This window comes from Kitasatospora sp. Root107, from assembly GCF_001424875.1.
Lineage (GTDB): Bacteria > Actinomycetota > Actinomycetes > Streptomycetales > Streptomycetaceae > Kitasatospora.
The window spans coordinates 1-24,410 of the sequence record NZ_LMCT01000046.1 but is presented as its reverse complement, the minus strand read 5'-3'; the positions used below and the strand labels follow the sequence as shown (position 1 = coordinate 24,410).

The window sequence follows — 24,410 nt, the reverse complement described above, 5'->3', positions numbered from 1 at the left end:
AGCTGCAGTTGCTCCTCAGCACTTGGGCCGGCGCCTGCCCCACCTGCCACCGCGACATACCCACACCAATACGAACCTGACCAAGCCCTACTAGTGCTCTGACCGCATACGTTCCCCGGGTTAATCGGCCGAGACGCGGCCAGCCCTGAGTGGCCTCGCCCTGTGGTGGATCAAGAGCAGTGCGTTCGGTATCGGGAAGACTCGAAGGCGCTGGCCACGATCAGGGAGCGTGTGCGATGCATAGGTCGGCCGGGTCACGGTGCGACCGTCCAGGCCCATGATCCAGGCTGAGGCGGAGGCCTGGGAGCGTGACGACTTGGGTGGTCTCGGTGAGGAGACCCATGAGCAGTACGCGCTGCGCGACCAGGCTGCGGAGCTGGCGCTGATCAGCCTCGCGCTCTCGCAGCACGGCCGATTGGAGCACGAGGAGGTCATGGTCGACCTGGATGTCGCCTCCAAGGGGGGCGGCCTTGCGGACGTCGCAGTAGTCAGCACGCGGAGGCCACCGGCCTGCCGCCCCAGCGGAGGCCCTTCTCGCTGCGGATGCGGGCGCATTCCTGTGCAGGGCCGCCAGACGTTGGGGTGGGGGGCGCTGGCCCTTCTGGCAACCAACCGCCAGAGCTGGTGGCTGCCTGCGCGTACGCCCACGTCACCGGCACCCGGATCCCGTCATTCTCGACTTACACCCCAGCAGGACATGTCCCCTTCTCCGGGCGAACAATGGACTTATGAGTGACGCATTTGCACAAGGGGCACGCTGGTTAATAGCGACTGTCGTAGTAGCCATTGCGTTCGCTGTCCCGACGGTGGTGTGCGGGGTGTGGCTTCTACCTTCGTCGTGGGAGCCGGCCGTGCGCTGGACGGTGGCGTCGGCGGCGGGCTTGGCCTTTGTCACCCCGGCCGGTTTTTGGGGTCATGGCTTCGTCACCTCTGCCAGCACTGGGGCTGGCCCCCTGGAAGCCCGGGGTCGTCGGTCAGTCGCGGTCCGCGGCAACGTGAAGGGGAACATCACTACCGGGGACAAGGGCTTGCCTACCGGGGACAAGGGCCTGCCGACCAGTCATCCGGAGACTCATGCGCAGACCCAGCCGCCCGTATCACCTGGGTCAGTGACTGCCTCCGGCGAACGGGCAATCGCTCTCGGCGAGGGCCTGGAAGGCGACGCCGACACAGGTGACCAGCCGGGCGGCGGCACCTCGCCGTGAGCCGGTCGTTACGGAAGAAAGCCCGGCCGGAGCGGCAGGATGCGACAGCTGGTCCTTGGGGCAGTGCTGCCACGGTGGCCTCCGGCGAGCGGTCGATCTCAATCAACACCGAAGGCGCACCGTTCCTCGGGAACGCGTTCACCGGGGACAATGCGACGGTCGTGCAGATACCGCCGGGAGAACTGCGTCCGCCTGCAACGGTGGAAGCCCCACCAGGGCTGGTAAACCTGCCTGTGCGGCACGCCACGTTCGTCGGGCGTGCTGGGGAACTTCAGCTGCTGGATGCCGTGCTGGACGGGGCAGGGGCGGTGGTGGTTCAGGCCTTACACGGACTGGGCGGTGTCGGCAAGAGCGCCCTGGCCGCCCGCTGGGCCGGCACCCGTGTCAGCCGGAACAACCCGGTGTGGTGGATCACCGCTGATACGCCCACCGACCTCGATGCTGGCCTGGCGGCGCTGGCTGCGGCCCTGCAGCCGGCACTCGCGCAGCTACCCCAGGAGCAGTTGACGGAGCGAGCCTTGCAATGGCTTGCCACCCACACTGGGTGGCTGCTTGTTCTGGACAACGTTGATGATCCCTACCATGTCGCACCTCTGTTGGGCCGGGTCACCACCGGGCGGATCCTGATCACCAGCCGTCGCTCTTCCGGCTGGCACGACACGGCCATCTCTGTTCCCCTCGATGTCCTCAGCCCGAATGAAGCCGTTGATCTGCTCACCCAGATTCTCACCCGAGACAGCAGCCCGCCTCCGGCGGATCCGGAAGGCGCGGCTGAACTTTGCCGTGAACTCGGGGAGTTGCCTCTGGCCATCGAACAGGCCGGCGCTTACATCGCTGAAGCCGGAATCACTGCCCGCGCCTACCTGGGGTTGCTCGCCGACCATCCCGCCGACATGTACCGAGAGGCGGGGGAAGGACACGACGTCGAGCGGACCATCGCCCAGATCTGGCGCATCACTCTCGATCGCCTCACTGACACCCCACTCGCCAGTCAGATCCTGCGGATACTGGCCTGGTATGCCCCCGACAACATCCCCCGCAGCCTCTTCGGCCCTCTCGACACCCGACCGGCCGTCCACCGTGCGATACGCCGCCTGGCCGCTTACAGCATGATCACGGCCAACAGCGACACCCTGACCGTGCACCGGCTCGTCCAGGCCCTCGCCCGCACCCCCGACACCACTGATCCTCACCGCCAACCCGACGACACGATCCAGGCGCTTCACGATGCTGCCGCTCTCGTGCACACGGCCATCCCCACGACCGACTGGGTCAACCCGGCGACTTGGCCTGCCTGGCGCAGGCTGCTGCCCCACGTCGAAACTCTTGAGAGCCGCGCACATCACACCACCGATACCCGCACCACCGCCGAATTGCTCTTTGGAACTGGAGTATTTCTCCGCGATCAGGGCCAGGCCCAACGTGCCATTCAGTACTTGCAACGTGCTCATAACGACTTCGACCGTCTGTTGGGCGCCGACGACTCCGACACGCTTACCGCCCAAGACAACCTCGCCTGGGCCTACCGGGTGGCGGGGGACCTCGACCGAGCCATCCCCCTGTTCGAGCAAACCCGCGACGACCGGGTACGAGAGCTGGGAGAAAAGCACCGCGACACGCTCGCCACCTGCAATAACCTCGCCGAGGCCTACCAAGAGGCGGGAGATCTCAAGCGAGCCATCCCTCTGCTCGAACAGACCTTGGCTAACTCCGTGGTGGAGCAGGGAGAAGACGATCCCGCCACGCTCACAACCCGCAATAACCTCGCCCGTGCCTATCGGGCGGCGGGAGACCTCCACCGAGCCATCCCCCTATTCGAGCAGACACTCACCGACCAGATACGGAATGTGGGAGGAAAGCACCCGCAGACGATTGTCTCTCGCAACAACCTCGGCCACGCCTATCGAGTGGCGGGAGATCTCAAGCGAGCCATCTCCCTCTACAAACGGGCCTCACGCGACGCGGTGAGAGAAATGAGCCCCTACCACCCCATCGCGATCACTCTCCGCAACAACCTCGCCCGCGCCTATGAAATGGCGGGTGCCCGAGAGCGAGCGAACCGTCTGCACAAGCAGACCCTGAACGACGCGATGCTGGCGCTTGGCCCCAACCACCCCACGACGAAGCTCGTGGCGGCACCCTTGAACACAAGTCAGGGCACACCAGGGCTGAACGAACCCACATAGCCGCGAGCCCCGCGCAAGCTACTAGCTAGTGCCGTGCACTGGTGGTCTCTCGGCCGGTTGGATGTCGCGAGACGTTCAGCTCGGACATGGAGTGATGGCAGAGCCGGTCAACCGTCATTGGACTGGATGTACGCCCACATCCAACCGGCTCAGGCCGGCCCAACCACCGCCGACTTGGCGAACCTATGCGGTCACAGCACTAGTCGACCAGTTCGTGCCGTTCACCTCTCCGCGCGAAAGGAAATAGCGCGGCCGGGTAAGCACCCGGCAACGTAGAGTTCACACCCTGAGAGTGAGGAGTGAACGATGGCACACGTGGCGAAGCCGGACTTCGAACAGAGCCTGGCGGATTTTGAGTCGGCGAGGTTCACTCAGCTTCGGCCCGGCCAGCGCCAGGTCCTCGCGGCGTACGCAGAGCAGCACCTTGACACCACGGACCTGGCCATCGAGATGCCCACCGGCGAAGGCAAGACGCTGTTGGCGCTGCTGATCGCCGATTACGCCCTCACACGCGGGTGGTCGGTGGCCTATCTGACCGGCACCCGCCAACTCGCCGAGCGGGTCGAAGAGGAAGCCGAAGCGCTGGGACTGGATGTCGTCCGCTTTGCCTCGAAGGACTACGGCGGCGCCAAACTCGACGACTACCACCAGGCCCAGGCCGTCGGTGTGATGAACTATTGGGTCTACTTCAACAGCAATCCTGTCCCGCAGCCCGCCGACCTGGTCATCTTCGACGACGCTCACCTCGCCGAGCAACCGCTCAGCGGGCTGCAGACCCTGCGCATTCCCGACAAGCTCGGTCCTGCCCGCCAGCTCTACCGGACGATCTGTGAGCTGGTGGTGGCACACACCGATGCCTATCCCGGCCTGCGCGCGATGCTCGATGGCACAGCCCGGCCGGGCACCCCACCCGAACTGCTGTCCTTCAGTGACTGGGACGCGATCGCGGGTCCGACGCGCGACGCCATCGAGGCATCACCTCTCGTCACAGACCGCGAACTCAAGGACGATGTGAGGTACGTCTGGCCCACCGTTCGCGACCACCTCGCCCAATGCGGCGTCCTCATCGGACCCTCCGGAATCGAGATCCGCCCCTATCACCCGCCGACCGCGCTCAACACCCAGTACAGCCGGGCCAAGCAGCGGATTTACCTGTCAGCCACCCTCGGCTCGATGGACGACCTCCAGAGGCGAGTCGGTGGCGGGCCGGTCACCCGCCTGGCCACCGCCACGCCGTTGCCGACCGGCGCGACGGGCGAGCGATTGCTGGTACTCAACCCGAGTGTCGAACAGCCATCCGACCAGCACGTCCTCGGCTGGGCCCTCGCCCAAGCGCGGGCGGCCGGCGGCAGAGCCGCCTGGTTGTGCGCCAGCCACGCCGAGGCCGACACCCTTCAAGAAACCCTCACCGTCTACGGGCAGCAGGTCTACCGTCTTCGTCCTGGCGATGACTCGATGGTGGACACCTGGAGCAGAGTCGCGAACGGCCACCTGATCACCGCCGGCCGCTACGACGGGCTCGACCTCGCGGGCGACCTGTGCAAGCTGGTCATCATCACCACGGTCCCGCAGGCCAGTAGCGAGTTCGAGCGGTTCGTCGTCGCCTACCTCGGCGATGCCAGCTTCATGCGCCACCGCGTCGGCCAGCGCGTCACCCAAGCACTGGGCCGTGCCAACCGCGAACCGACCGACCGCTCCCTCTACCTCGGTCTGGACCCCAGCTTCGCCCAGATGCTCGCCGACCCGGCGGTCCGCAAGTCGATCCCAGCAGGCACCGAACCCACCATCCGCGCTGCACTGGAAATCTATGACCAGGGCTGGGACGGCACTCTGCGCGCCTGTGCCGCCTTCTGGCAACCAGCAACGCAGACCCCCGCATTTGCCGGGACTGCGCCCCCGGCAGGTCCTCGCCGCAAGGCGCGGCCGGGCCGCAACACCGGTGGGCGCGGAGACGTCTCCAGTGCTGATGCCGAGGTCTCCGCAGCGACCGACCTCTGGCTCGGCGACCACACGGGAGCGGCCACGAAGGCGAGTGAAGCTGCTGCCCAACTCGCCGAGGCCGGAGAAACCGAACACGCCGCGTTCTGGCGCTACGTGGAGGCCCATGCCCACTTCAACCGAGGACGCGCCCAAGACCTGGCAGCCGCACGCAAGGCACTGGAGGACGCCATCGCCGGCGGTCCGCGCACCACTTGGTTCCGCCGACTGGCACGCACCGCCGCCGACCTCGAAGGCCACCAATACACCGCTGACGACACCGACCGGTTCTTCCTCGCCTGGGACGAGTGGCGCCGTGAATCCGGCCCCCGGCTCGACCGCGTCCTCTCGGAGGGGCGCACCTTGCTCACCGGAAACCACGATCAACAGTGCGAAGGACTAACCAGGCTCGCCCGCCTCGTGGGAGCCAGCGGCGAACGCCCACCCAAGACCGAGCAGAGCGCCACGGACTGCCGCTGGACATGGTCCACCGCCAAGCGCGCAGAACGCCGCGTCTGGGAGGTCAAGACTGTCCCGCAGGGCGAGCCCAAGCCGCTCAACCGCGGCGACGTGAACCAACTGCTCGGGCAGATCGAGGTCGAGACCAGGCGCACCGCGAAGACCCGCCTGTTCGGCTGCCTGCTCACCCCAGCGACCGCGACCCAGGCCGACGCTGCCGAAGCGGCTCACGACAGGATCGTGTTGGTCAACCACGGCGCGGCCGTGCGGCTCTATGACATGCTGGCTGATCGGCTTCGCCAATATGACGCGCTGTGCGGTGGCAACAACGCCGAAGCGCGCGGGGAAGCCCGCACGAGGATCGAGGCGCTTCTGCCACAACAGGACGGCTGGCTGGGCAAGCTGCTCGCCCCCTCTCGTGGGCGCCTCATCACCGCAGACGACGTAGCCGCCATCTTCCCGTCGACGTGATGACATGCGGTGCTGATCAGGATGCGTCCCCCTCCGCCGCAGGAGTCGTGACCAATCGCGGGGAGCATGGCTCGGCCACGAAGGTGCGATCGTTCACTTGGCGCGCAGGGCCGCGCCGAAGGTTCCTCATAGGAGCGCAATCACCTGTGCCGGTGACCCCGGTCGGATACTCGGACGCCACGAAGCGGATGCCGAGCATCGCCTCCATGCCCGCCTCGACCCGCCGCTGCAGCTCCACCTCCAGCGCCACCGTCGCCCCGCGCACCTCGACGTCACGCCCATCGTCGGTCCGGCGAAACACCTTCAGGTCAGTCATCTGCGGTCCCCCTCCAGCAGCGGCTACAGGAGAGCCAATCGAAAACAGCAGGGCCGTATTCCGGATTTGATGACTTTCGAGGGGTGGGCTGGCAGACAGCGTCGGGCACCGGCAGATGGAGCCACTCGTTAGCCGCCTGAAGCCCTCGCGACTGCGGTGGCTGGCGAGACCAGAGTGGGGAGACAGCCCGATGGCATCGGATGTAGCAGCCAAGACCGGCGGACAGCTGCGGTTCCAGACCGTGGCCTCGGACGAGCGCAGGTCGTCGTCCTGGACTGTGTTCGCCAACTCCGGAACCTCGGACGTCTACATCGCGGCCCGACCCATTGCGGGACAGATCAAAGTGAGCCTCCACGAATCAGGCCAATGGAGGCATGCCTTCCTCAACGACGCAGGTGCGGCCGGATTCCTGGAGCCCGGCGCAGACCGAGCCTTCGACAAATTCGCGCCGTCGGGCGAACAGATGGCACCGGGATGGACGCTCGGGTACACGATCGTCATGCCCGAGTCAGAGCTTCAGACCTACCCGGCCGAGAAGAAGAAGATCACGCTGCTTCCGGCCGCTGGGCCCGACCACGGCGTCGCAGTCATGGTGCTGCTCGCGGAAGCGTCCGCTCCCCCCGTGAAGTGGAACGCGGCGCTGACCGAGGTCGGCCGGATTCGACTCGCGAACGGCGGCCAGGTCCTGCTGCTGTCGCAATCTGTGCCGGTGCCGGAGACATGGATTCCGGCGATGGAACAGGCACGTGCTGAGGCGAAGCAGCAGGCGGAGGACAGGGAAGTAGACCTCGCAGAGACCCTGCCCGTGGTGGCCTTGCTCATGGCAGGGGAAGACGGGAGCCGCCTGACGATTGAGGTCTCGGCCTGGCCGTTCGGGAGCGGTTCCGCGTAACTGCGGAGCATGGGACCAGGGTGGCCACGAGGTGAGGGAGCACCCGCCATCGTGACCACCCTGGCGAGAGATCAGCGGATGTGGAGCACCCGCAGTGCGGCGTCGGCCGCCGCGGTTGCCAGCGCCGCCGCCGCAGCACAGGCGCCGGCCTGGACGACAGCCAGCAGCAGACTGGGCTTCATCGCATCATGTCGCTGGCGACCGCGACGTGGTCGAGCAGCTGGACGGTGCTTACGGTGGGACATGGCAGCCTCCTGAGAAGTGGGGTTGGTCAGTCCCCGCGCCGAAGATCCCGCCAGGAACACGTCGGCGCGGGGGCGTGCCCTTAGCACTCCTTCACCTTCGCCGGGCAGCCCCGGTGAAGTCGCATCAGGGACGCCGAATCTCGGTGTACGTTCCAGGACATGACGGACCGCCAGCTCGGAGAGGTCGCCGCAACGACAGAGGACCTGGTCGCTGACGCCCTTGACCTCGGCGTTGCCCAAGCGACCCCGCGCATGATCAAGGACTGGGTCGAGCACGGGCTGCTCGCGGCACCCGTATTCCGGAAGTCCAGACAACGGGGAAGCGACGCCCGAGTCTTTCCTCCCGAGCAACGCCGTCTGTTCCACGGAATCGTCGAAGCGAAGCAGCGCTCTCCTCTTGCTCGTGTCCCGCACCACACGGTGGTCCCGGTGAACCTGCACATCTGGCTCACCTACGACACCGTGATCACTGATGAGCAGGCCCGCCGAGCCTTCCGCACCTACGCCAGGAGTGCTGGGGCCCGCAGCGCCGCGCGGCGCCGATCGACCGCCCGACAGGTGATCGATCAGTTCGCCCACCCCGAGGCGCCAAGGGAACAGCGTCGGATGGTGGAGGGGTTGCTCGTCGAAGGAGAGACGACCAAGCGTCCGCGTTGGGACCTCCTGGGGCCGGCAATGCGGGACCTGGCGTCGCCCTTCCGGGCCGACGGGCTCCCGCGCCTCGACGAGCGGACGATCGGCCTGCCCGAGATGCCGATGACGTTCGATGCCGCCGTGGCCATGTGGATGCTCAAGCTGGAGGTCACGCGGAGCCTTACAGTCGAGAGCGTGTCCACGGACGTGTTGCGCGCTGCCCGCGCCGAGTTTCGCGCGGGGTGGGCGAGGTACCAGGGCGACCGAGCACGGCTTCAAGACCGCGCGGGCGCCAGCGGTGCCATGTTCGCGATGCCCGACGGGAGGGAAGCGCAGGTGCGTGAGCACGTCGACTCCTTCGCCGCGACGCTCGGCTGCACGGCTGGCTTGGCGGAGCCGATTTTCGCCGAGGTGCGTGCGGGGCTTCGGCGCCGGTAGCCGACGGGTACGGGGCCGGTGTGACTTCTGAGGGGCGGAGCGATGACCGCCCCCGCGCTCTCCGGCTCGCCACCCGCGACGCAGGGGTCGGCGCCCTATCCGGCAGCTACGATGGCCGAGCAGTCAGACGGAGCGATCCATCTGACGGCAAGCACCATCCAGGGTGTGCTTGTAGGGAAGCGACAACCCCGCAAACCGCCCGTTCGGCCCCACGGGGAGCACTCCCGGTGGACAGCCGGTGGACGGACGCCTTTGGACGGTGCAACACGGGGTATCACAGGTCAACCAGCCGCACGTGCTCTGATCAGGCAAAACGTCACTCGGCAGCACGGCCAGGCACCACGCAACACGATCGCTCATGGTCTCGTAATGCGTAGGTGTCCTGTGACACGCGATCTTGACCGATTGCCAGGTCACTTTGCCCGGTCAGAGCCGGTAGGGGTACAGCTCCACTCCGTCGGGATCGATGCGGATCTCCACCCAGGTGTCGTCGGGCGGGGGCGGCGAGCAGACGTCGAACAACACCTGCGAGTGACCCAGCTCAAGGACCGCCACGCCGTCCTCGGTGAGCTGGAGCCGTCCTCGGAGCACAACCTGGCCAGCCTCCTCCCGCACCCCTGGTTCGGCGAGCAGAGCCGGCCGTGTGTTGAGGCCCCAGTGGATGTCCTCCCTGATGGTCCACTCGATGTGGTGCGGACCCGCCGCGTCGTGTGGGTCACCGCGCCACACCGCCACGGCACTGCCTACGGGTGTGTGGACTCGGACCATCACCCGCTCCGCCCCGGACCGCGGCATCAGCTCTGTCTGCACCAGCACAACCCGATCATCCACCACCCCGCCCGGCTCGACTGGCGCCAAGATTCCTGCCACTTGATCTTGACCCTAGCGATAGGTTCACAACTCATGAACACCGAGCTCGTGGTGGCCTCAGTCTCCGGAGTGGTCGCCCTCTCAAGCGTCCTGATCAGCTCCCGGTTCAGTCGGAAGCAGACGTTACTCGAAGCGCAGCTGGGACGGCAGAGCGCGGAGCAGCTGAAGCTGGCCGATCACCAGGACCTGATGAGCCGGCGCCGGGATCCGCTGCTGTGGGCGGCCTATGACCTCCAATCACGTCTCTTCAACATCGTGGATAGGAGGTTCCTGAACATCTACTACGCGCAGGGCCACGACCTCGATCGCACATACGCGCTCAGGAGCACCCTGCACGTCGCGGCCGACTACCTCGGTCAGGTGGAGCTGCTTCGAGGCAAGATCCAGTTCCTGGACCTCGGCAACCGTGAGAACTCCCGGACTGTCGTCCGACACCTCTGGGCTGTCAGCAACGTGCTCAACAGCGACGGCTACGACGATCCCCACTTTCGGGTATTCCGGAGCTACCAGCGGGCCCTCGGAGAGCTGTTGATCAGCGACAGCAACGACGAGTGCCTGGGCTACGCGGAGTTCTGCCGACGCCTGGACACTGACGCTGACTTCGCCTCGTGGTTCGAGCCGCTATCGGACGGCATCCGCGAACTGGCTTCCTGGACACGTCCGCACCCCAGGCTCGTGCGGCTTCAGATCGCTCTCATGGACTTGATCGACTTCCTCGACCCGGACGCCGATCGCTTCCCTGACCACCGTAGGTCCCGGCTGAGCCTGCCGTGAGCAACGCGGCAACTCCCCACGCTCGCCATCAGCTGGCAGTGAGCGCGGGAGACCATCCCAGACCCACACCTTGAGGACGAACTACCCAAGCGCCGGTCGAGATCGTTTGACACACGGTCAAGGTCGCCTGTCAGTGGGCACCGCGGTGCCCACTGACAGGCGACCTTGACCGACTGACAGATGATCTCGACCGCCAGGCCGTCAGCGGCAGATCCAGTAGCTGTCGCCCTCCGGGTACCTGTGGCGCTCACCGGTCAAGCGGGTCACCACGACGGCGCCGCCCTCGTACGAGACACGGTCGCCCACCGCGACGAACACCGGCCTCTCCAGCTCGACATGGAAGTCGGAGTGGGGCTGGAACTCATTGAGGAGCAGCATCCGCAGCACCGGAGTGACGCCGTCGAAGTCGATACGCATGGGTCGAGCATCCCGGAGGGCCCAGGGCGACCGCGACAGGGTTCCCGTCAACGGAGCGCACCGCATCGGGCGGCGAGCCCGCAGGAATCAGATCCCTGGCCGAGATCAAGTGGCAGGAACCCGCTGGCAGTCAAGATCGCTTGGCAATCGGTCACGATCACCTGTCAGAGGACAGTAGGTCTCGGGTTCGAATCCCGAAGGCGGCTCCAAGGTAAACCCCAGGTCAGGCCTCTGACCTGGGGTTTTCTCGTTCCGATGACCATGGGAGTCGGGCAAATCGGGCACCTGGACTCTATGTATCGCAATGCGTAGGTCTTCAGTTCGATGGCGTTATCGATTCTTTGGGTGGAGCCTGTGACCTGCGGCTTTGCCAGCATCGGTCAGCCTGTCTGCCCTGGGCCGGAGAGCCTCGGTGGACGGCCGGTGGACAAGCGTGCAGCGGTGGTGCGGATGGCTGGGTCGGGGGGATCGAAGGGCTGAGGCTCAAACTGTCCACTCCCGCTACGTCGGAGTGGGCGGTGTTCTGCGGGAGGGGGTGCGGGGCCGGCGACGGTGTCGCCGGCCCCGCGGGTTTGGCGTCGGTGGGTTCGGTGGTGGGGTCAGCTGCCTGTCATCGCCGACTGCACCTGCTGGCTGGTGAGGGTATAGGGGTAGAGGCGGACGTCGCTGATGGATCCGTCGGTCTGGTTGCTGAGTGGGTAGTCGGTGGCGGCCGAGGCTCCGATGATGACGGGTCCTGTGGTCTTCCAGGGGTTCTGGTTGGTGGTGGCGCCGACGGCGGTGCCGTTGACATAGAGCGTCATGGCCTGGGTGTCGGCGTTGTAGGTGCCGACCAGGTGGACCCACTTGCCGGTCTCGGCGGGTGTGGTGGCGTGGGCGGCGTAGTACGTGCCGGTGTTGGCGTCGTCGGTTCCGGCCGCGATGAAGGCCCAGGTGCCGTAGGACTTGGAGTACTGCAGGTAGAAGGGGCTGCGTTGGCTGCCGGCGAGGCAGACGGCGGTCTGCCAGTCGGTGGTCTTGTTGATCTTCAACCAGGCGGCGACGGAGTAGCTCTTGGTGGTGTCCAGGCCCGGGTTGACACCCTGGAGGTAGTTGGTGGCGTTGAAGACGGCTGCGCCGTTGGCGGTGCCGGTGTGGTCGGGGCCGAAGGTGTAGGGGTTGTAGTTGGTGAGGTTGTTGGTGTTGGTGGTGTCGTTGACCGTGTTGTTGAGTTTCCAGCGCAGTGGGTTGATCGCTGTGCTGCTGATGGTGTCGGGGCCGGTGGCCCAGGCGTATCCGGGCGCGGTGGGGGTGCCGGTGGGCTGGCCGGTCCAGATCTGGACCTGGCCGGCGGGGGTGATGGCCCACAGGGATGGGTGGCCACTGCCGGTGAGGTCGCCGTCGGAGCCGATGAGCGGCCAGGTGGTGCTGCTGACCGCACCGATCACGGTGTCGGTGGCGATCCCCGTGATGACGGTGTAGGACGTGACGTTGTCGTATTCGTCGGTGAACGTGGCGGTGCCGGTGTTGAAGGTGTAGCCGTGGAGCTGGCCGTTTGCGCGGTTGCGTCCCCACAGTCCCGGACGTCCCTGACCGGTCCAGTCACCGGGGGAGATCAGGTCGATGTCCTTCCAGCCGGTCGCGGCGATTTTGACGGGGGTGCCGAAGGTGGAGTCGTCGATGGTGGGGTAGTACCACAGCGCGCCTTCGTTGTTGGGGGCGGTTTCGACGGTGAAAAGGCCGGTGCGGTTGAGGAACTTCTTGCTGGTGTCGAGGCCGCTGGTCTTTGGGTCACCGAGGGCCGCGACGTTGAGTACGGCGGCCCAGTCGGTGGCGTAACCGGTGCAGTTGGGTGTGGTGGTGCAGCCGGGTCGGAGCAGTGAGCTGGAGGCGTCGAGAGCGCCTGGGATGTTGGTGTTGCCGGGGTTCTTGTAGAGCTTGAGGGTTGGGTCGCCGTCCTTGTGTGCGATCAGGTCGTCGACGTTCATGCCGCCGCGCAGGCTGCCGCGGTGGGTGGTTTTGACTCCGGTCCAGGTCGCGCCCGGGGCGTTGGCCTTGGGGGCTGCCAGGAGTGTGGCGGGGGCCAGGGCGAGGGGGTTTCCGGGGACGGTGTAGGCGCGCAGGTTGCCGCTCGCGTCGGCGGTGACGATGTCGGGTGCGCTGTCGCCGGTGATGTCGCCGAAGACCGGGGCGGGGCCGTTGGGGTTCCAGGGGACGTAGAAGGCGTACTGAGCGGCGGGGGAGAGGTTGCCCGCCTTGTCCTGTGCCTGGACGTAGAGGATGTGGGTGCCCCACCGGCTGGGGGTGACCGGGATCTGGCTGGTGGGCATGGAGGTGCCGCACTGCCAGGCCGCGCCCGCGAACTGGGGGTCGAAGCTCCAGCGCAGGCAGGCGAGCCCGGAGGAGCCGAGCCCGCTGGGGTTGGGGTCGGTACCGGTGAAGGGGACGTATCCGGCCTTGCCAGTGGTGAGTGTGGTGACCTGGCCGTTGCCGGACGGGGGGAACTGGGTGTTCAGGTCGCTCACCGTCGTCGGGAAGGACGCCGTCGGGGGTGTCAGGTCGGCCTTGAAGTGGCAGGTCGCCGTTGAGGGTGACCAGTCGACCAGTTGGTCGCCTGCGAAGATGCCGAAGCCGTAGGCGTGGCCGTCCTGGATCGCACCGGCCCTGACCTTCCACGAGGCGGTGGTGCCGTTGCCCACCAGGGCCGACCAGCCGCCGTCGACATCGGGTACGCCGGGGAGGTTGTAGTCCCAGATGTGGGTCCAGGAGTAGAGCTGGGCCTGGACGGGGCTGGTGACGGTGGCGTCCAGTGAGATGGCGCCGGCCTGCTGGGAGCCCGCGCCGACCCAGGCCCACGCGCTGGAGTCGCTGTTGTCACAGGCCTGGTAGGCATCGGTCGTGTTGACGATGCGCGGTGCGGGTGAGGCGCCGGGGTTGGTGGGCTGGTACGGGATGCGGTCGTACTCGATGTACAGCGACGGCTGGTAGGTGAAGCGCTTGAAGGCGTTCTGGTTGCTCTCGTTGCCGTAGAGGCCGAAGGTGAGCTGGCCGTTGTTGACCCATGTCTGGACCGTGCCGGTGACGTTGTACTGGAACGGCACGTTGTTGTAGCAGTTGGTGTGGCCGGAACCGCCGACCCACTGCTGGCCGAGCGAGCCACCCATCTTCCCGGGCTGGTTGCCCCACCTGGTGCCGCTGCCGATGGCACCGGTCAGGTACAGGTCCAAGGGGTAGTTGTTGGTGCAGGACCAGTCCGCGGAGACGTACTCCTCGAGGTTCATCGTCGCGTAGTGCACGACCGCGCCCCTGAGCGGGTTGATGTCGAACTGGTAGAACGTCCGGTACGTGTCGGCGGGGCTGCAACTGCCGCCGGCCGCGTAGTAGGCGCAGACGCCCACGCCGGGGTGGTCCTGGTCGTTGCTGCCGCTGCGCTGCCAGTTGTTGGCGTCGGGGTGCGCGGATTGGACCCAGGTCCAGGCGTTCGCCGATGGCGCCCACGGGAGCCAGGCGGGGTCGATGAAGTACGGGGCCGTGCCGTGCGTGAGCAGATCCTGGGAGGGGGTCAGGCTGACGCCCGCCGCGTCCGTGGTGACGGACATCGTGACGGTCTTCGAGTTCGCGCCAGGGCCGTCGGCGGTGCTGACAGTTGTCGTCTTCGGGGTGCTGTCGTCGCTCGTGCTGGCCTCGGTCTGGCTTTGGGCGAGCATCCGGGGGGATGACGCGTCGGTCTTCGCGGCGGCGGCGGTGCTGCTGTCCCACATCTGCGGGGCTGGGGCCGTCCAGCGGGGCTTCCCGTCGGCAGCGGTGGCGGTGAGATTGCCCGCCTGGTCGGCGCTGACCGTGACGCCGTCCACGGCGGTTGCGAACCGGAGGGTCTTCAACTGGGGGCTGGCTGCTGCGGCCTGAGTCTTGACCACGAACACGGTGGTCAGGCCGCCGAGCTTGGTGGCGGTGACCTTGAGGTCTACGTCGGGCACAACATTCGGGTACACGAGGCCGTCGCCGTCGGCGTCCACCGTCGGAGCAGGCAGCGAGAACGGGGCGGTCAGGGAGAGCTTCTTGCCGTCCGTGCTGGCCATCGTGGCCAGTGGTCCGTCGCCGCCCTTCGACATCCTCAAACCCGATACGGAGGACTTCGGCGAGTACGTACCGTCCGCGTTCGCGGCGAGCGTCGCATCGAGCGCTGCCCAGGCGTTACCGCGACGGACGCGCTGCTGGTCGGGGTGCGAGGTGACGGCCAGATGCCCTGCGGGGGTGGCGGCCGTCTCGGTGAATTCACTGGTCAGCGAGTCGATCACGACGTTCTGCCCGGTGGACTTCGCCTTCACGAACGCCTGATCCGCCTCGGTGGCTGGTCGCGCCTTGGCACGTTCGGCGTCCAGCGCCGCAATCTCGCCCGACGACGGTGTCGCGGTCGGACCTGCGGCGAACGCGACGGGGCTGGCGAGGCTGAGGGCGACGGCGAAGGCCCCGCCGACCGCCATCAGGCGTTGAGCGGCTGCGCCGCGGCGTCTGGTCACGGTGAGAACACTCCGATGCTGAGGAACCCTCCGAGTGCGATTGCACAGAGGTCGACAACACGCTCACCTATATCAGTAGACGTTCACAATCAAAATTACTGCCAATTGGTCCGGTTTACGGTACTCATCAACGATATGTAGGCCATGTGAGATGGATCACCATGGACCAGTCATAAGGAATTCCTTGACCGCCTCAGCTGGGTCACTGGTAGGCTCCCGGCGCCATTCTCATGGGTGCTTATATCGGAATCACTATTACTGGGGGGTATTTTTAGTGTTGTCAAAACCCGCTTTGGGTCACCAGCGATCCATGCTAGGGAGGCGAGGCAGATATCTTTCCCTCGTCGCTGCGGCCAGCATCCTTGTCTCACTGCTCGCCCCGGTGTCGGTGGCCGTCGCTGCAGGCCCGGACTACTCGCGCGAGTGGGCGCCGCCGAACACTCCGCTGCCTCGAACCCCGTCGGTGAAGGGTTCCAGCACCGCGCCGGTCGCGGCCATGAAACCGGCCCACCCGGTGCCCTCGACGTGGCAGCCGCCGAAGGACATCAAGTCAACCCCCACGGGTCACGCGGCCGTGGAACTGGGTCCCGCGCCAGCGCTCGTACCGAAGGATTCGACAAGCTCCCCGCAGGAGTTGGACGCCGGAGCCGAGGTGGGCGCGGCAGGGCTGCCCGTCTCGCTCGCCCCGGTAGCCGGGTCGCCGGCCGCTGGCCAGAACGTGCGGGTCGACATGGCCGACCCCAAGGCTGCTGCCTCCGCTGGGCTGACCGGCCCGGCGGTGGCACTCTCGCGTGACGGAACGGCGGACACCGCAACGGTGCGGGTCAGCCTCGACACCGCGAAGCTGGGAACCGGCTACGGTGCGGACTGGGCCTCGCGGGCGCGGCTCGTCACCTTGCCGGCCTGCTCCCTTGCGACCCCGCAGGTGCCAGGCTGCCTGGAGCAGACACCCGTCGCTTCGCACTTCGAGGCGGCGACGAAAAAGCTCGTCGGCGATGTGGCACTGCCCGCGAGCGGCGGCCCGGCCAAGACAGCGATCCAGTCGCTGCAGTCCGGCGGTTCGACGTCCTCCGCGACCGTTGTCGCGGCGGTGTCGGGCTCCTCCAGCGGTGCAGGCACGTACGCGGCGACGTCGCTGAACCCGTCCCAGGCGTGGACCGCCGGCAGTTCCTCCGGCTCGTTCTCCTACTCCTATCCCTTCCAGGCACCGCCGGCCCTCGCCGGCTCCGCCCCGCAGGTGGGCCTGTCCTACGACTCCGCGTCGGTGGACGGCAAGACGTCCTCCACGAACGCTCAGGCGTCGTGGATCGGAGACGGCTGGGACTACTCGACGGGCTTCGTCGAGCGCTCCTTCCAACCCTGCTCCAGGGACGGGATCGCCAAGTCCGGCGACCAGTGCTGGGCGGGCGCGAACCTGAGCCTCTCCCTGGCCGGGCACTCCGGCGAGCTGGTGCCGAACGACACCTCCTGCCAAACCAGTCCCCCGGGCACCACCGAGCAATCCAACTGCACCTGGCGTCTGAAGGACGACGACGCGACCAAGGTGCAGTTCCTGACCGGAGCGACCAACGGCACCTGGAACAAGTCGTACATCAAGGTCACCGACACCGGCGGAACGGTCTTCTACTTCGGCCTCAACCACCTGCCGGACGCCTCCGGCAACCCCACCACCAAGGGCCCCGACAGCGGCTCGGCCTGGACCGTCCCCGTCTACTCGCCCAACCCCGGCGACCCCTGCTACGACCCGGCCAAGGGCAAAGCCTCCTGGTGCCAGAGCGCATGGCGCTGGAACCTGGACTACGTCGTCGACCCGAACGGCAACCTCACCACCTACACCTACACCCCCGAGGCGAACTATTACGCCCGCGGCGGCGGCCAGAACAACGGCACCGGCAGCTCCTCCCCCTACACCCGTGGCGGAGTCCTGGCCTCCATCGGCTACGGCCAGCTGCTCACAGACCAGCTGAACGCGAACGGCACCTACAACCCCGCAGCGAAGATCGACTTCACCTCGACCGAGCGCTGCGTCACCTCCACCGCCGCCTGCGACCCCGCCCAGCGCACCAGCGCCAACGCCGGCAACTGGCCAGACGTACCCCTGGACCAACAGTGCAACGCCGGCGCCGCGTGCACCAACTACGGCCCCTCCTTCTGGACCACCAAATGGCTGACCTCCGTGACCACCAAGGTCCGGGCCAACGGCGTGTACCAGGACGTCGACTCCTACGCCCTGAGCCACACCTTTATCAACGTTCAGAACTCCAGTGAGAACACCCAGGTCCCCTGGCTCGCCTCGATCAAGCGCACGGCCAGCGACCAGCAGGCATCCCCCGATGCCATCGCGCTCCCGCCGGTGTCCTTCACCGCGATGCTGCTGCGCAACCGGGTCGACGGCACCAACCTGGTGCCCTCCCGCCCCGAGTACAACCGCCCTCGCATCCAGCTGATCACCACCGAGACCGGCGGCACTATCGGCGTGGACTACAAGCCGGCCGACTGCTCCCGCGTCAACGGCGTGATGCCGGCCTCCGCCGACACCGACACCCGCTCCTGCTTCAACGTCAAGTGGCACCAGCCCAACGAACAGGCAGGCGCCCAGCCGGTCGACGACTGGTTCCTGCGCTACCCGGTCGCCACCGTCACCAGCAACCCCAACACTCCGGGCGCAGTGCCGATGACCACCGCCTACAGCTACGGCAACGCCGCCTGGCACCGCGACGACTCCCCACTGACCCAGGACATGGATCGCACCTGGGCCCAGTTCCGCGGCTACGCCAGCGTCATCACCCTCGCCGGCAACGGCCAGGACGGCCCCAAATCGCAGAAACGCACCACCTACTACCAAGGCATGAACGGCGACATCACCTCCACCGGCACCCGCACGGCCACCGTCGCCGGCCCCATGAGCGGGGCGGTCACCGACTCCGACTGGCTCTCTGGGCAGATCCTGGAGAGCGACACCTATACCCAGGCTGACGGCACCATCACCGCCTACACCGTCAACACCGCCGCCACCCCCGTCCCCACCGCCACCCACAACAGGGGCACCTACCCCGCCCTGATCGCCCGCTACGCGACCACCAACTCGACCAGCACCTCCAAGTCGCTGAAGACCGACCAGACCTGGCGGACCGCCAGCAAGACCACCACCACCGACCCGGCGAACGGCAACCGTGTCAGCACCTCGCTGGACACGGCCGACGGCCTTCCCGACATCTGCACCCGTACCGGCTACGCGGCCGGCTCCGACGCGCAGGTCCTCGGAATCGCCTCCGAGCAGATCGTCGTCAACGGCGCGAACGCCTGCACGGCCACGCCGACCACGGCCAACACCACCGCATGGAGCCGGACACACTTCGACGGCCAGGCGTTCGGGCAACTCGGCACGTCGCACAACCCCACCGCCGCTCTGACACTGGATCGCTTCGACGCCAGCGGCATACCGCAGTTCACCACTCTGACCACCACCTTCGACCCCTACGGCCGGCCCACCGGCGCCACCGACCCCAACTCCATCGACGACGCCCACCTGAGCGGCGCCACCATCACCACCATCTACACGGCCGCCCAGATGGGTGAGCTTCCGAACAGCACGACCGTCACCACCCCGGCCCCGGCCGGCGCCGGGGACGTCCTGACCGGCCGCACCACGGTGACGACCTTCGACACCGCGCGATCCCTGCCCACCTCGGTGACCGACTCCAACAACCGGGTGACCACCACGGCCTACGACGCCGCAGGCCGCCTCACCGGCGTCTGGCTCCCCGGCCGCGCCAAGCCGCAGAGCGCGAACCAGACCTTCACCTACGCCCTGCCCGCCCCGGTCAACGGCACAGTGGTCCCCGCGAGCATCACATCCTCCTCACTGCGGGCCAACGGCTCGTACGCGGTCAGCATCCAGATCATGGACGGAACAGGCCGGGCGATCCAGACCCAGGCCAGCCCGGCGCTCTCCGCCTACAGCGGCCGCATGATCTCCGATGTCGTGTACGACTCGCACGGACGCGTGATGCGCTCCAACGCCAGCTGGTACAACAACGACGCCCCGCCCGGCACCACCCTCTACCAGACCACCACCCAGCAGGTGCCCGCCCAGTCCCACACCCTCTACGACGGCATTGGGCGCGCAACCACCAGCGAACTCCTCGCCTACGGCGTGCTCCAGAGCAGCAGCACTGTCGCCTACCCCGGCGCGGACCGCACCGACTCCACCCCGCCGGCCGGCACCACCGCGTCCTCGACCGTCGTCGATGCCCGTGGCCAGACCACCCAGCTGTGGCAGTACAAGACCCTCACCGCCACCGGCAACCCCACCGACGCCGACATCACCACCTACACGCACACGCCGGGCGGCCAGATCTCCGCGCAGAGGGACGCGGCCGGCAACACCTGGACCCACGGCTACGACCTGCGCGGGCGCGAGACCAGTGCAACCGATCCCGACACCGGACCCAGCACCCGCACCTACGACACCGCGGGACGCCTGTCCTCCACCACCGACGCCCGCAACCAGACCATCACCTACACCTATGACCTCCTCGGCCGTCCTACCGCCACCTACGCAGGCACCGCTGCCCCGGCCAACCAGCTGACCGGCTTCACCTACGACACCGTCCTCAAGGGCCAGCCCGCGACCTCCACCCGCTACACGGCAGGCGCCGGCGGAGCCGCCTACACCAGTGCGGTACTCGCCTACAACACCGCCTACCAGCCCACCAAGACCACCACCACGATCCCGGGCTCCGAGATCGGCTCCGCCACCCCGTTCACCTACACCTACCAGGCCACCTACGACCCCATCACCGGCGCACCCAAGTCCGACAACCGCTCGGCGGTCGGCGACATCGCGTCCGAGAAGGTCACCTACAACTACGACGACTACGGCCCGCTGAGCTCCTTCGGCACCACCGCCACGACCTACGACGTCTCCTCCAACTGGGATGCATACGGACGCAACATCCGCTCCACCGTGAACCCGTGGGGCACCCAGATCGTCGTCACCAACACCTACGACGAGTCCACCGGCCGCCCCGTATCGCAGTTCGTCGACAAGCAGACGGCCGCGACCGGCGCGGTCCAGCAGAACACCTACGCCTACAACGCTTCCGGGCAACTCACCGCGGTCCGCAGCATCCCTGACAACACCCCCAGTGCCACCGACCTGCAGTGCTTCGCCTACGACCATCTCGGACGCCTGACCACCGCCTGGTCCGACACCGGCACCCTCACCCTGGCTCCGCAGCCGACCGTCGGCAACCAGGGCTCCTGCGCCAACACCACCCCCACCAGCGGCGCCCACGCCCCAGCCCGTGCCACGGTCGGCGGTCCCGCCCCCTACTGGCAGAGCTACACCTACGACCTGACCGGCAACCGCAAACAGCTCGTCCAGCACGACCCCACCGGTGACCCCACCAAGGACACCACCGTCAACCAGACGTTCCCGCCCGCCGGCACCATCAACACGGCCCTGCCGAACCCGCAGACCGGCGGCACCGGCGGACCGCACGCCCTGACCGCCTCCACCACCACCACTCCCACTACCACCCTCGGCTCCACCACCGAGTACGACAGGGCGGGCAACACCACCGTCGTCACCGACACCTCCGGCACCGCCACCCTCACCTGGAACTCCGAGGGCAAACTCGCCACCTACAGCAAAACCGGAAGCGCCGGACCCACCACATACCTCTACGACGCCTCCGGCAACCAGCTCATCCGCCGCGATCCCGGCAAGACCACCATCACCCTCGGCGGCGACGAACTCGTCTACGACACGCTGGCGCAGACGGTCAGCGGCACCCGCTACTACCAGATCCCTGGCGGCATCACCCTGGTGCGCCAGGGCGGCAAGGCCACCTACCAGATCAACGACCTCCACGGCACCGGCACCCTCGCCCTGGACGCCACCACCCTCACCGAGACCCGCCGCACCAGCGACCCCTTCGGCAACCCCCGCGGCACCCAGCCCACCACATGGGCAGGCAGCCACGGCTACGTGGGCGGAACCAAGGACGACGCCACCGGCCTCACCAACCTCGGCGCCCGCGAATACCAACCCACCACCGGACGCTTCCTCAGCCCCGACCCCATCATCGGCCTCGGCAACCCCCAGCAATGGAACGCCTACGCCTACAGCAACAACGACCCCGTCAGCTCCAGCGACCCCACCGGCCTCTACACCTGCCGCAACGGCCACGAAGGCTGCAACGAACACGGCAACGCCTGCGGCGCCGACTGCAGCCCCGACGCCACCATGGTCGGCGACTGCGTCGAAAGCGAATGCAGCAACAGCACCGTCAACCAAAACCCCAAAGCCACCATCGCCGAACAGAAGCAAGCCCGCGTCAACAAGATCCGCAAGGCGATTGACGACTACACCAAAAAGAAGAGCTGCGGCATCGACTGGTGGTCCATCGGCTGCAAAACCCAGGAACAACGAGACAAGGACAACGCCAAAGCCGGAGCACTCGCGACCGGAATCGGCGACATGACCTTCGTCGTCCCCTGGGCCAGGTGCAGCTTCGGACACGACCAACACGAATGCGACGTCGCCGGACTCGCAGCCTCCACCATGGACATCGGCGGAATCGCCGTCGGAGCTGAAGAAGCCGGCGCCGTAATGGCCGCCCAACTCCTCGGCCGGGCACTCTCCAAGGACGCACCACCCGCTCTCCGAAAGATGATGGAGGTGCTCGCCCAGGTCTGCAGCAGGCACAGCTTCCCCGGCAGCACCGAGGTCCTCCTCGCGGACGGCACCACTAAAGCCATCCAAGATGTCCAAGCCGGCGACGTCGTCCGCGCCACAGACCCCACCACGGGCACCACGCAGGACGAACCAGTCACCAACGTCATCACAACCCTCACCGACACCGACTTCACCGACGTCACCGTCCACACACCCACCGGCGACCAAACTCTCACCTCCACCCAAAACCACCCCTACTGGAACGCCACCACACAACGCTGGTCCGACGCCGCCGACCTCCACGCCGGCGACGACCTCCGCACCGACAACGGCACAGTCGTCCAAATCGCCGCCGTCAACAGCTACACGAAGCCCGTCGTCACCTATGACCTGACCGTCGCCGAAATCCACACGTACTATGTACTTGCCGGGAATACGCCGATCCTGGTTCACAATTCGAACTGCTTCGACCCTGCCAAGGTCGGTGCCGGGCTTCCTGAATATGCAGGCGGTGCAACATTCGGCACCGGAGTTGCAGCCAATGGGAGCGTCTACAATATTGTGAGCGGGAATAAGACTGCCGACGCCGGCTTGCTCAATATTGTCAATGACAGGCTCCGAGCTGCTGGGCGCCTGCCGGGAACAGTCACTTCGGCTCGCGCCAGCGATGCCGAACAGAAATTTGCGGCCACCATGATCCGGGATGGAATCAATAACGCGGATATCGCAATTAACAACCCGGCAGGCCCATGCACGGTAATGCTCGGGTGTGACGATGTCCTGAGTACCATCCTCGGCGATAGGACACTTACCGTACACTGGCCCGACGGAAGCGGGGGCTGGAAATCGCAGACATACGGAGGAGCCAGGTGATGAAGCATCGTGCAGAGGCGCGGTATCGACGAGAGCATGGCAAGGAGCCAGTCGTGCTCAGTACCAATGATGACGTCGATGCGCTTATTGAGGCACTCCTGACGGGGCCGGCGTACCACAACCTCGCCCAACTGCATTCTTTGGAGCGCCCGCTTCTCCCGTCCGGATATCCTGATCACGAACTCCTGGTTGGGGTCGATAGAAATCTTCCCGTAGGTGTTCTCGCGTTCATGGATGCTGAATCAGGGAATCTGGTGACCATCGGCTCATCGGAAGGGAGAGGAGATGTTCCCTACTTGATCATGGGTCAGATGACAGAATTCCCGGATCGCTCGGAAATTCCGATCGAACTTGTGCGCCAAGCCGTTACAGAGTTTCTGACCAGCGGGGGCAAGCGTCCAGCGTGCGTTCAATGGCAGGTGCCAGAAGTTTGGTAAATCCGCGAGCCGCGTGAGCTCTCTTGAGATTGTCCATAGTATTCAATGGGTTCGCGGATAAATGAACAGATATCGCCTTTCCGAAGCCTTAGCGGAAAAGTAGAGGCGGCCCCACCGGATCGTTTCCGGTGGGGCCACTTGGCGTCTTGGCAGCAGCACTGAACTTGAATGCTCCGCCCGTCCAGCCACGAGGCTTCATCGGGAGTACTGAGGTTGAATTCGTGATGTCGCTCGGACGGGTGAAGCAGTAGCGTTCGCCTGCCAGCGGAGGGTCGGCCCCGGTAGTCGTGTGCTGTGAGGTATGCACAGGGCGGCGGTTTGACCGACGCGCAGAGAGCGGCGCGAGAGCGTATCCGGCAGCAGGCCGTGGAACGTTTCGAGGCGGGGGAGAAGAGCCGGGAGATCGCGGCCGCGCTGCGGGTGAGCGTGCGCTCGGTGGAGCGCTGGCGCCGACAGTGGCGCGAGGACGGCGCTGCGGGAATCGCCTCGAAGGGCTCGCCCGGTCGTCCGAAGCTGTCCGATGCCCAGATCGCCCGGCTGGAACCGCCGATGCGGGAGTTCATCGAGGCAAGCAAGGACTGGCTGACCGTACTCCAACTCCCCTCGTACGCACCAGACCTCAACCCGCAAGAAGGCATCTTGTCGCTCGTCAAACGCACCATCGGCAACCTCGCCGCCGCCAACCTCGACCAGCTCGCCCGAGCCGTCAGACGCAGCCTGAAGCAGATCCAGTACCGCCCCCACCTCATCGACGGATGCCTCACCACCACCGGCCTGATCATGGACGGCTGAGCACCTTCAGACCGACATCACGAATTCAAGTTCAGTAGCGAGCTGAAAAGGCTCAGTGCTGACCGGGGGCCTTTTCTTCGTTTCAGGACCAGGCCGCCTTGTCCGGCTTCTCTGGGGGCTTCCACCCTCGGGGCTTGGCCCACTCGATTACGACACGCTCAGACGTAATGTGCTGACCGCTGTAGTCGGCCTGGCGAAGGAACACCTTGTCGATGGCCAGGCGCAGGAGCTGGCCCCGGTA

12 protein-coding genes and 1 tRNA gene are annotated in these 24,410 nt (G+C 66.6%); 9 read left to right on the top strand and 4 right to left on the bottom strand.

All coding sequences use genetic code 11. The features are described 5' to 3' along the window. Positions 1-1,279 precede the first annotated feature (1,279 nt). Together ASC99_RS29840 and ASC99_RS29835 are read left to right on the top strand one after the other, a co-directional pair. Entirely contained in the window at positions 1,280-3,391 is a 2,112-nt protein-coding gene (locus ASC99_RS29840; RefSeq protein ID WP_157531845.1) for a tetratricopeptide repeat protein, read from the top strand. Between the two features lie 306 nt (positions 3,392-3,697). Further along, positions 3,698-6,298: a DEAD/DEAH box helicase family protein gene (locus ASC99_RS29835; RefSeq protein WP_057237887.1), complete on the top strand. Its 2,601-nt coding sequence runs from the start codon at positions 3,698-3,700 to the stop codon at positions 6,296-6,298. Positions 6,299-6,314: 16 nt separating this feature from the next. On the opposite strand, the gene ASC99_RS29830 is transcribed toward ASC99_RS29835, so the two are convergent. After that, a complete protein-coding gene (locus ASC99_RS29830) occupies positions 6,315-6,614 on the bottom strand; it encodes a hypothetical protein (RefSeq protein WP_057237885.1) in 300 nt (99 codons plus the stop codon). A gap of 190 nt (positions 6,615-6,804) precedes the next feature. Here ASC99_RS29830 and ASC99_RS29825 point away from each other — a divergent pair, with 190 nt between their 5' ends. Beyond that, positions 6,805-7,506: a hypothetical protein gene (locus tag ASC99_RS29825; protein WP_057237883.1), complete on the top strand. Its 702-nt coding sequence runs from the start codon at positions 6,805-6,807 to the stop codon at positions 7,504-7,506. Between the two features lie 404 nt (positions 7,507-7,910). After that, positions 7,911-8,822, top strand: coding sequence for a hypothetical protein (locus tag ASC99_RS29820; protein WP_057237881.1), 912 nt, complete (start codon positions 7,911-7,913; stop codon positions 8,820-8,822). A 426-nt stretch (positions 8,823-9,248) separates the two neighbouring features. On the opposite strand, the gene ASC99_RS29815 is transcribed toward ASC99_RS29820, so the two are convergent. Next, positions 9,249-9,692 (bottom strand): hypothetical protein, encoded by a 444-nt coding sequence (locus ASC99_RS29815; protein WP_157531844.1) that lies wholly within the window; start codon positions 9,690-9,692, stop codon positions 9,249-9,251. Positions 9,693-9,725: 33 nt separating this feature from the next. On the opposite strand from ASC99_RS29815, the gene ASC99_RS29810 reads away from it, so the two are divergent. Continuing rightward, positions 9,726-10,466: a hypothetical protein gene (locus ASC99_RS29810; protein ID WP_057237878.1), complete on the top strand. Its 741-nt coding sequence runs from the start codon at positions 9,726-9,728 to the stop codon at positions 10,464-10,466. A gap of 201 nt (positions 10,467-10,667) precedes the next feature. Here ASC99_RS29810 and ASC99_RS29805 read toward each other — a convergent pair whose 3' ends face one another. Next, complete coding sequence (locus ASC99_RS29805) at positions 10,668-10,883, bottom strand: hypothetical protein (RefSeq protein WP_057237876.1); 216 nt, start codon at positions 10,881-10,883, stop codon at positions 10,668-10,670. Positions 10,884-10,981: 98 nt separating this feature from the next. Here ASC99_RS29805 and ASC99_RS39090 point away from each other — a divergent pair. Beyond that, positions 10,982-11,092: transfer RNA gene (locus ASC99_RS39090), tRNA-OTHER, on the top strand. Positions 11,093-11,482: 390 nt separating this feature from the next. On the opposite strand, the gene ASC99_RS29800 is transcribed toward ASC99_RS39090, so the two are convergent. Next, complete coding sequence (locus ASC99_RS29800) at positions 11,483-15,382, bottom strand: LamG-like jellyroll fold domain-containing protein (RefSeq protein WP_157531843.1); 3,900 nt, start codon at positions 15,380-15,382, stop codon at positions 11,483-11,485. 463 nt (positions 15,383-15,845) lie between these two features. On the opposite strand from ASC99_RS29800, the gene ASC99_RS41995 reads away from it, so the two are divergent. The 3 genes from ASC99_RS41995 to ASC99_RS41420 all read left to right on the top strand — a co-directional run bounded on the left by ASC99_RS41995 (position 15,846) and on the right by ASC99_RS41420 (position 24,169). Next, positions 15,846-22,940: a polymorphic toxin-type HINT domain-containing protein gene (locus ASC99_RS41995; RefSeq protein ID WP_162257937.1), complete on the top strand. Its 7,095-nt coding sequence runs from the start codon at positions 15,846-15,848 to the stop codon at positions 22,938-22,940. Then, entirely contained in the window at positions 22,940-23,377 is a 438-nt protein-coding gene (locus ASC99_RS37945; RefSeq protein ID WP_082598748.1) for an Imm1 family immunity protein, read from the top strand. Before ASC99_RS41995 ends, ASC99_RS37945 begins: the two co-directional genes overlap by 1 nt. 294 nt (positions 23,378-23,671) lie before the next feature. Further along, the gene (locus tag ASC99_RS41420) at positions 23,672-24,169 is read left to right on the top strand and encodes a helix-turn-helix domain-containing protein (RefSeq protein ID WP_082598747.1); all 498 of its coding nucleotides are present in this window, start codon (positions 23,672-23,674) and stop codon (positions 24,167-24,169) included. The last annotated feature ends 241 nt before the right edge of the window (positions 24,170-24,410 follow it).

Excerpts from the sequence above, each read along its gene's own strand:
- ASC99_RS29835 (WP_057237887.1), top strand. The coding sequence starts at position 3,698 with ATGGCACACGTGGCGAAGCCGGACTTCGAACAGAGCCTGGCGGATTTT.
- ASC99_RS29830 (WP_057237885.1), bottom strand. The coding sequence starts at position 6,614 with ATGACTGACCTGAAGGTGTTTCGCCGGACCGACGATGGGCGTGACGTC.
- ASC99_RS29825 (WP_057237883.1), top strand. The coding sequence starts at position 6,805 with ATGGCATCGGATGTAGCAGCCAAGACCGGCGGACAGCTGCGGTTCCAG.
- ASC99_RS29820 (WP_057237881.1), top strand. The coding sequence starts at position 7,911 with ATGACGGACCGCCAGCTCGGAGAGGTCGCCGCAACGACAGAGGACCTG.
- ASC99_RS29810 (WP_057237878.1), top strand. The coding sequence starts at position 9,726 with ATGAACACCGAGCTCGTGGTGGCCTCAGTCTCCGGAGTGGTCGCCCTC.
- ASC99_RS29805 (WP_057237876.1), bottom strand. The coding sequence starts at position 10,883 with ATGCGTATCGACTTCGACGGCGTCACTCCGGTGCTGCGGATGCTGCTC.
- ASC99_RS37945 (WP_082598748.1), top strand. The coding sequence starts at position 22,940 with ATGAAGCATCGTGCAGAGGCGCGGTATCGACGAGAGCATGGCAAGGAG.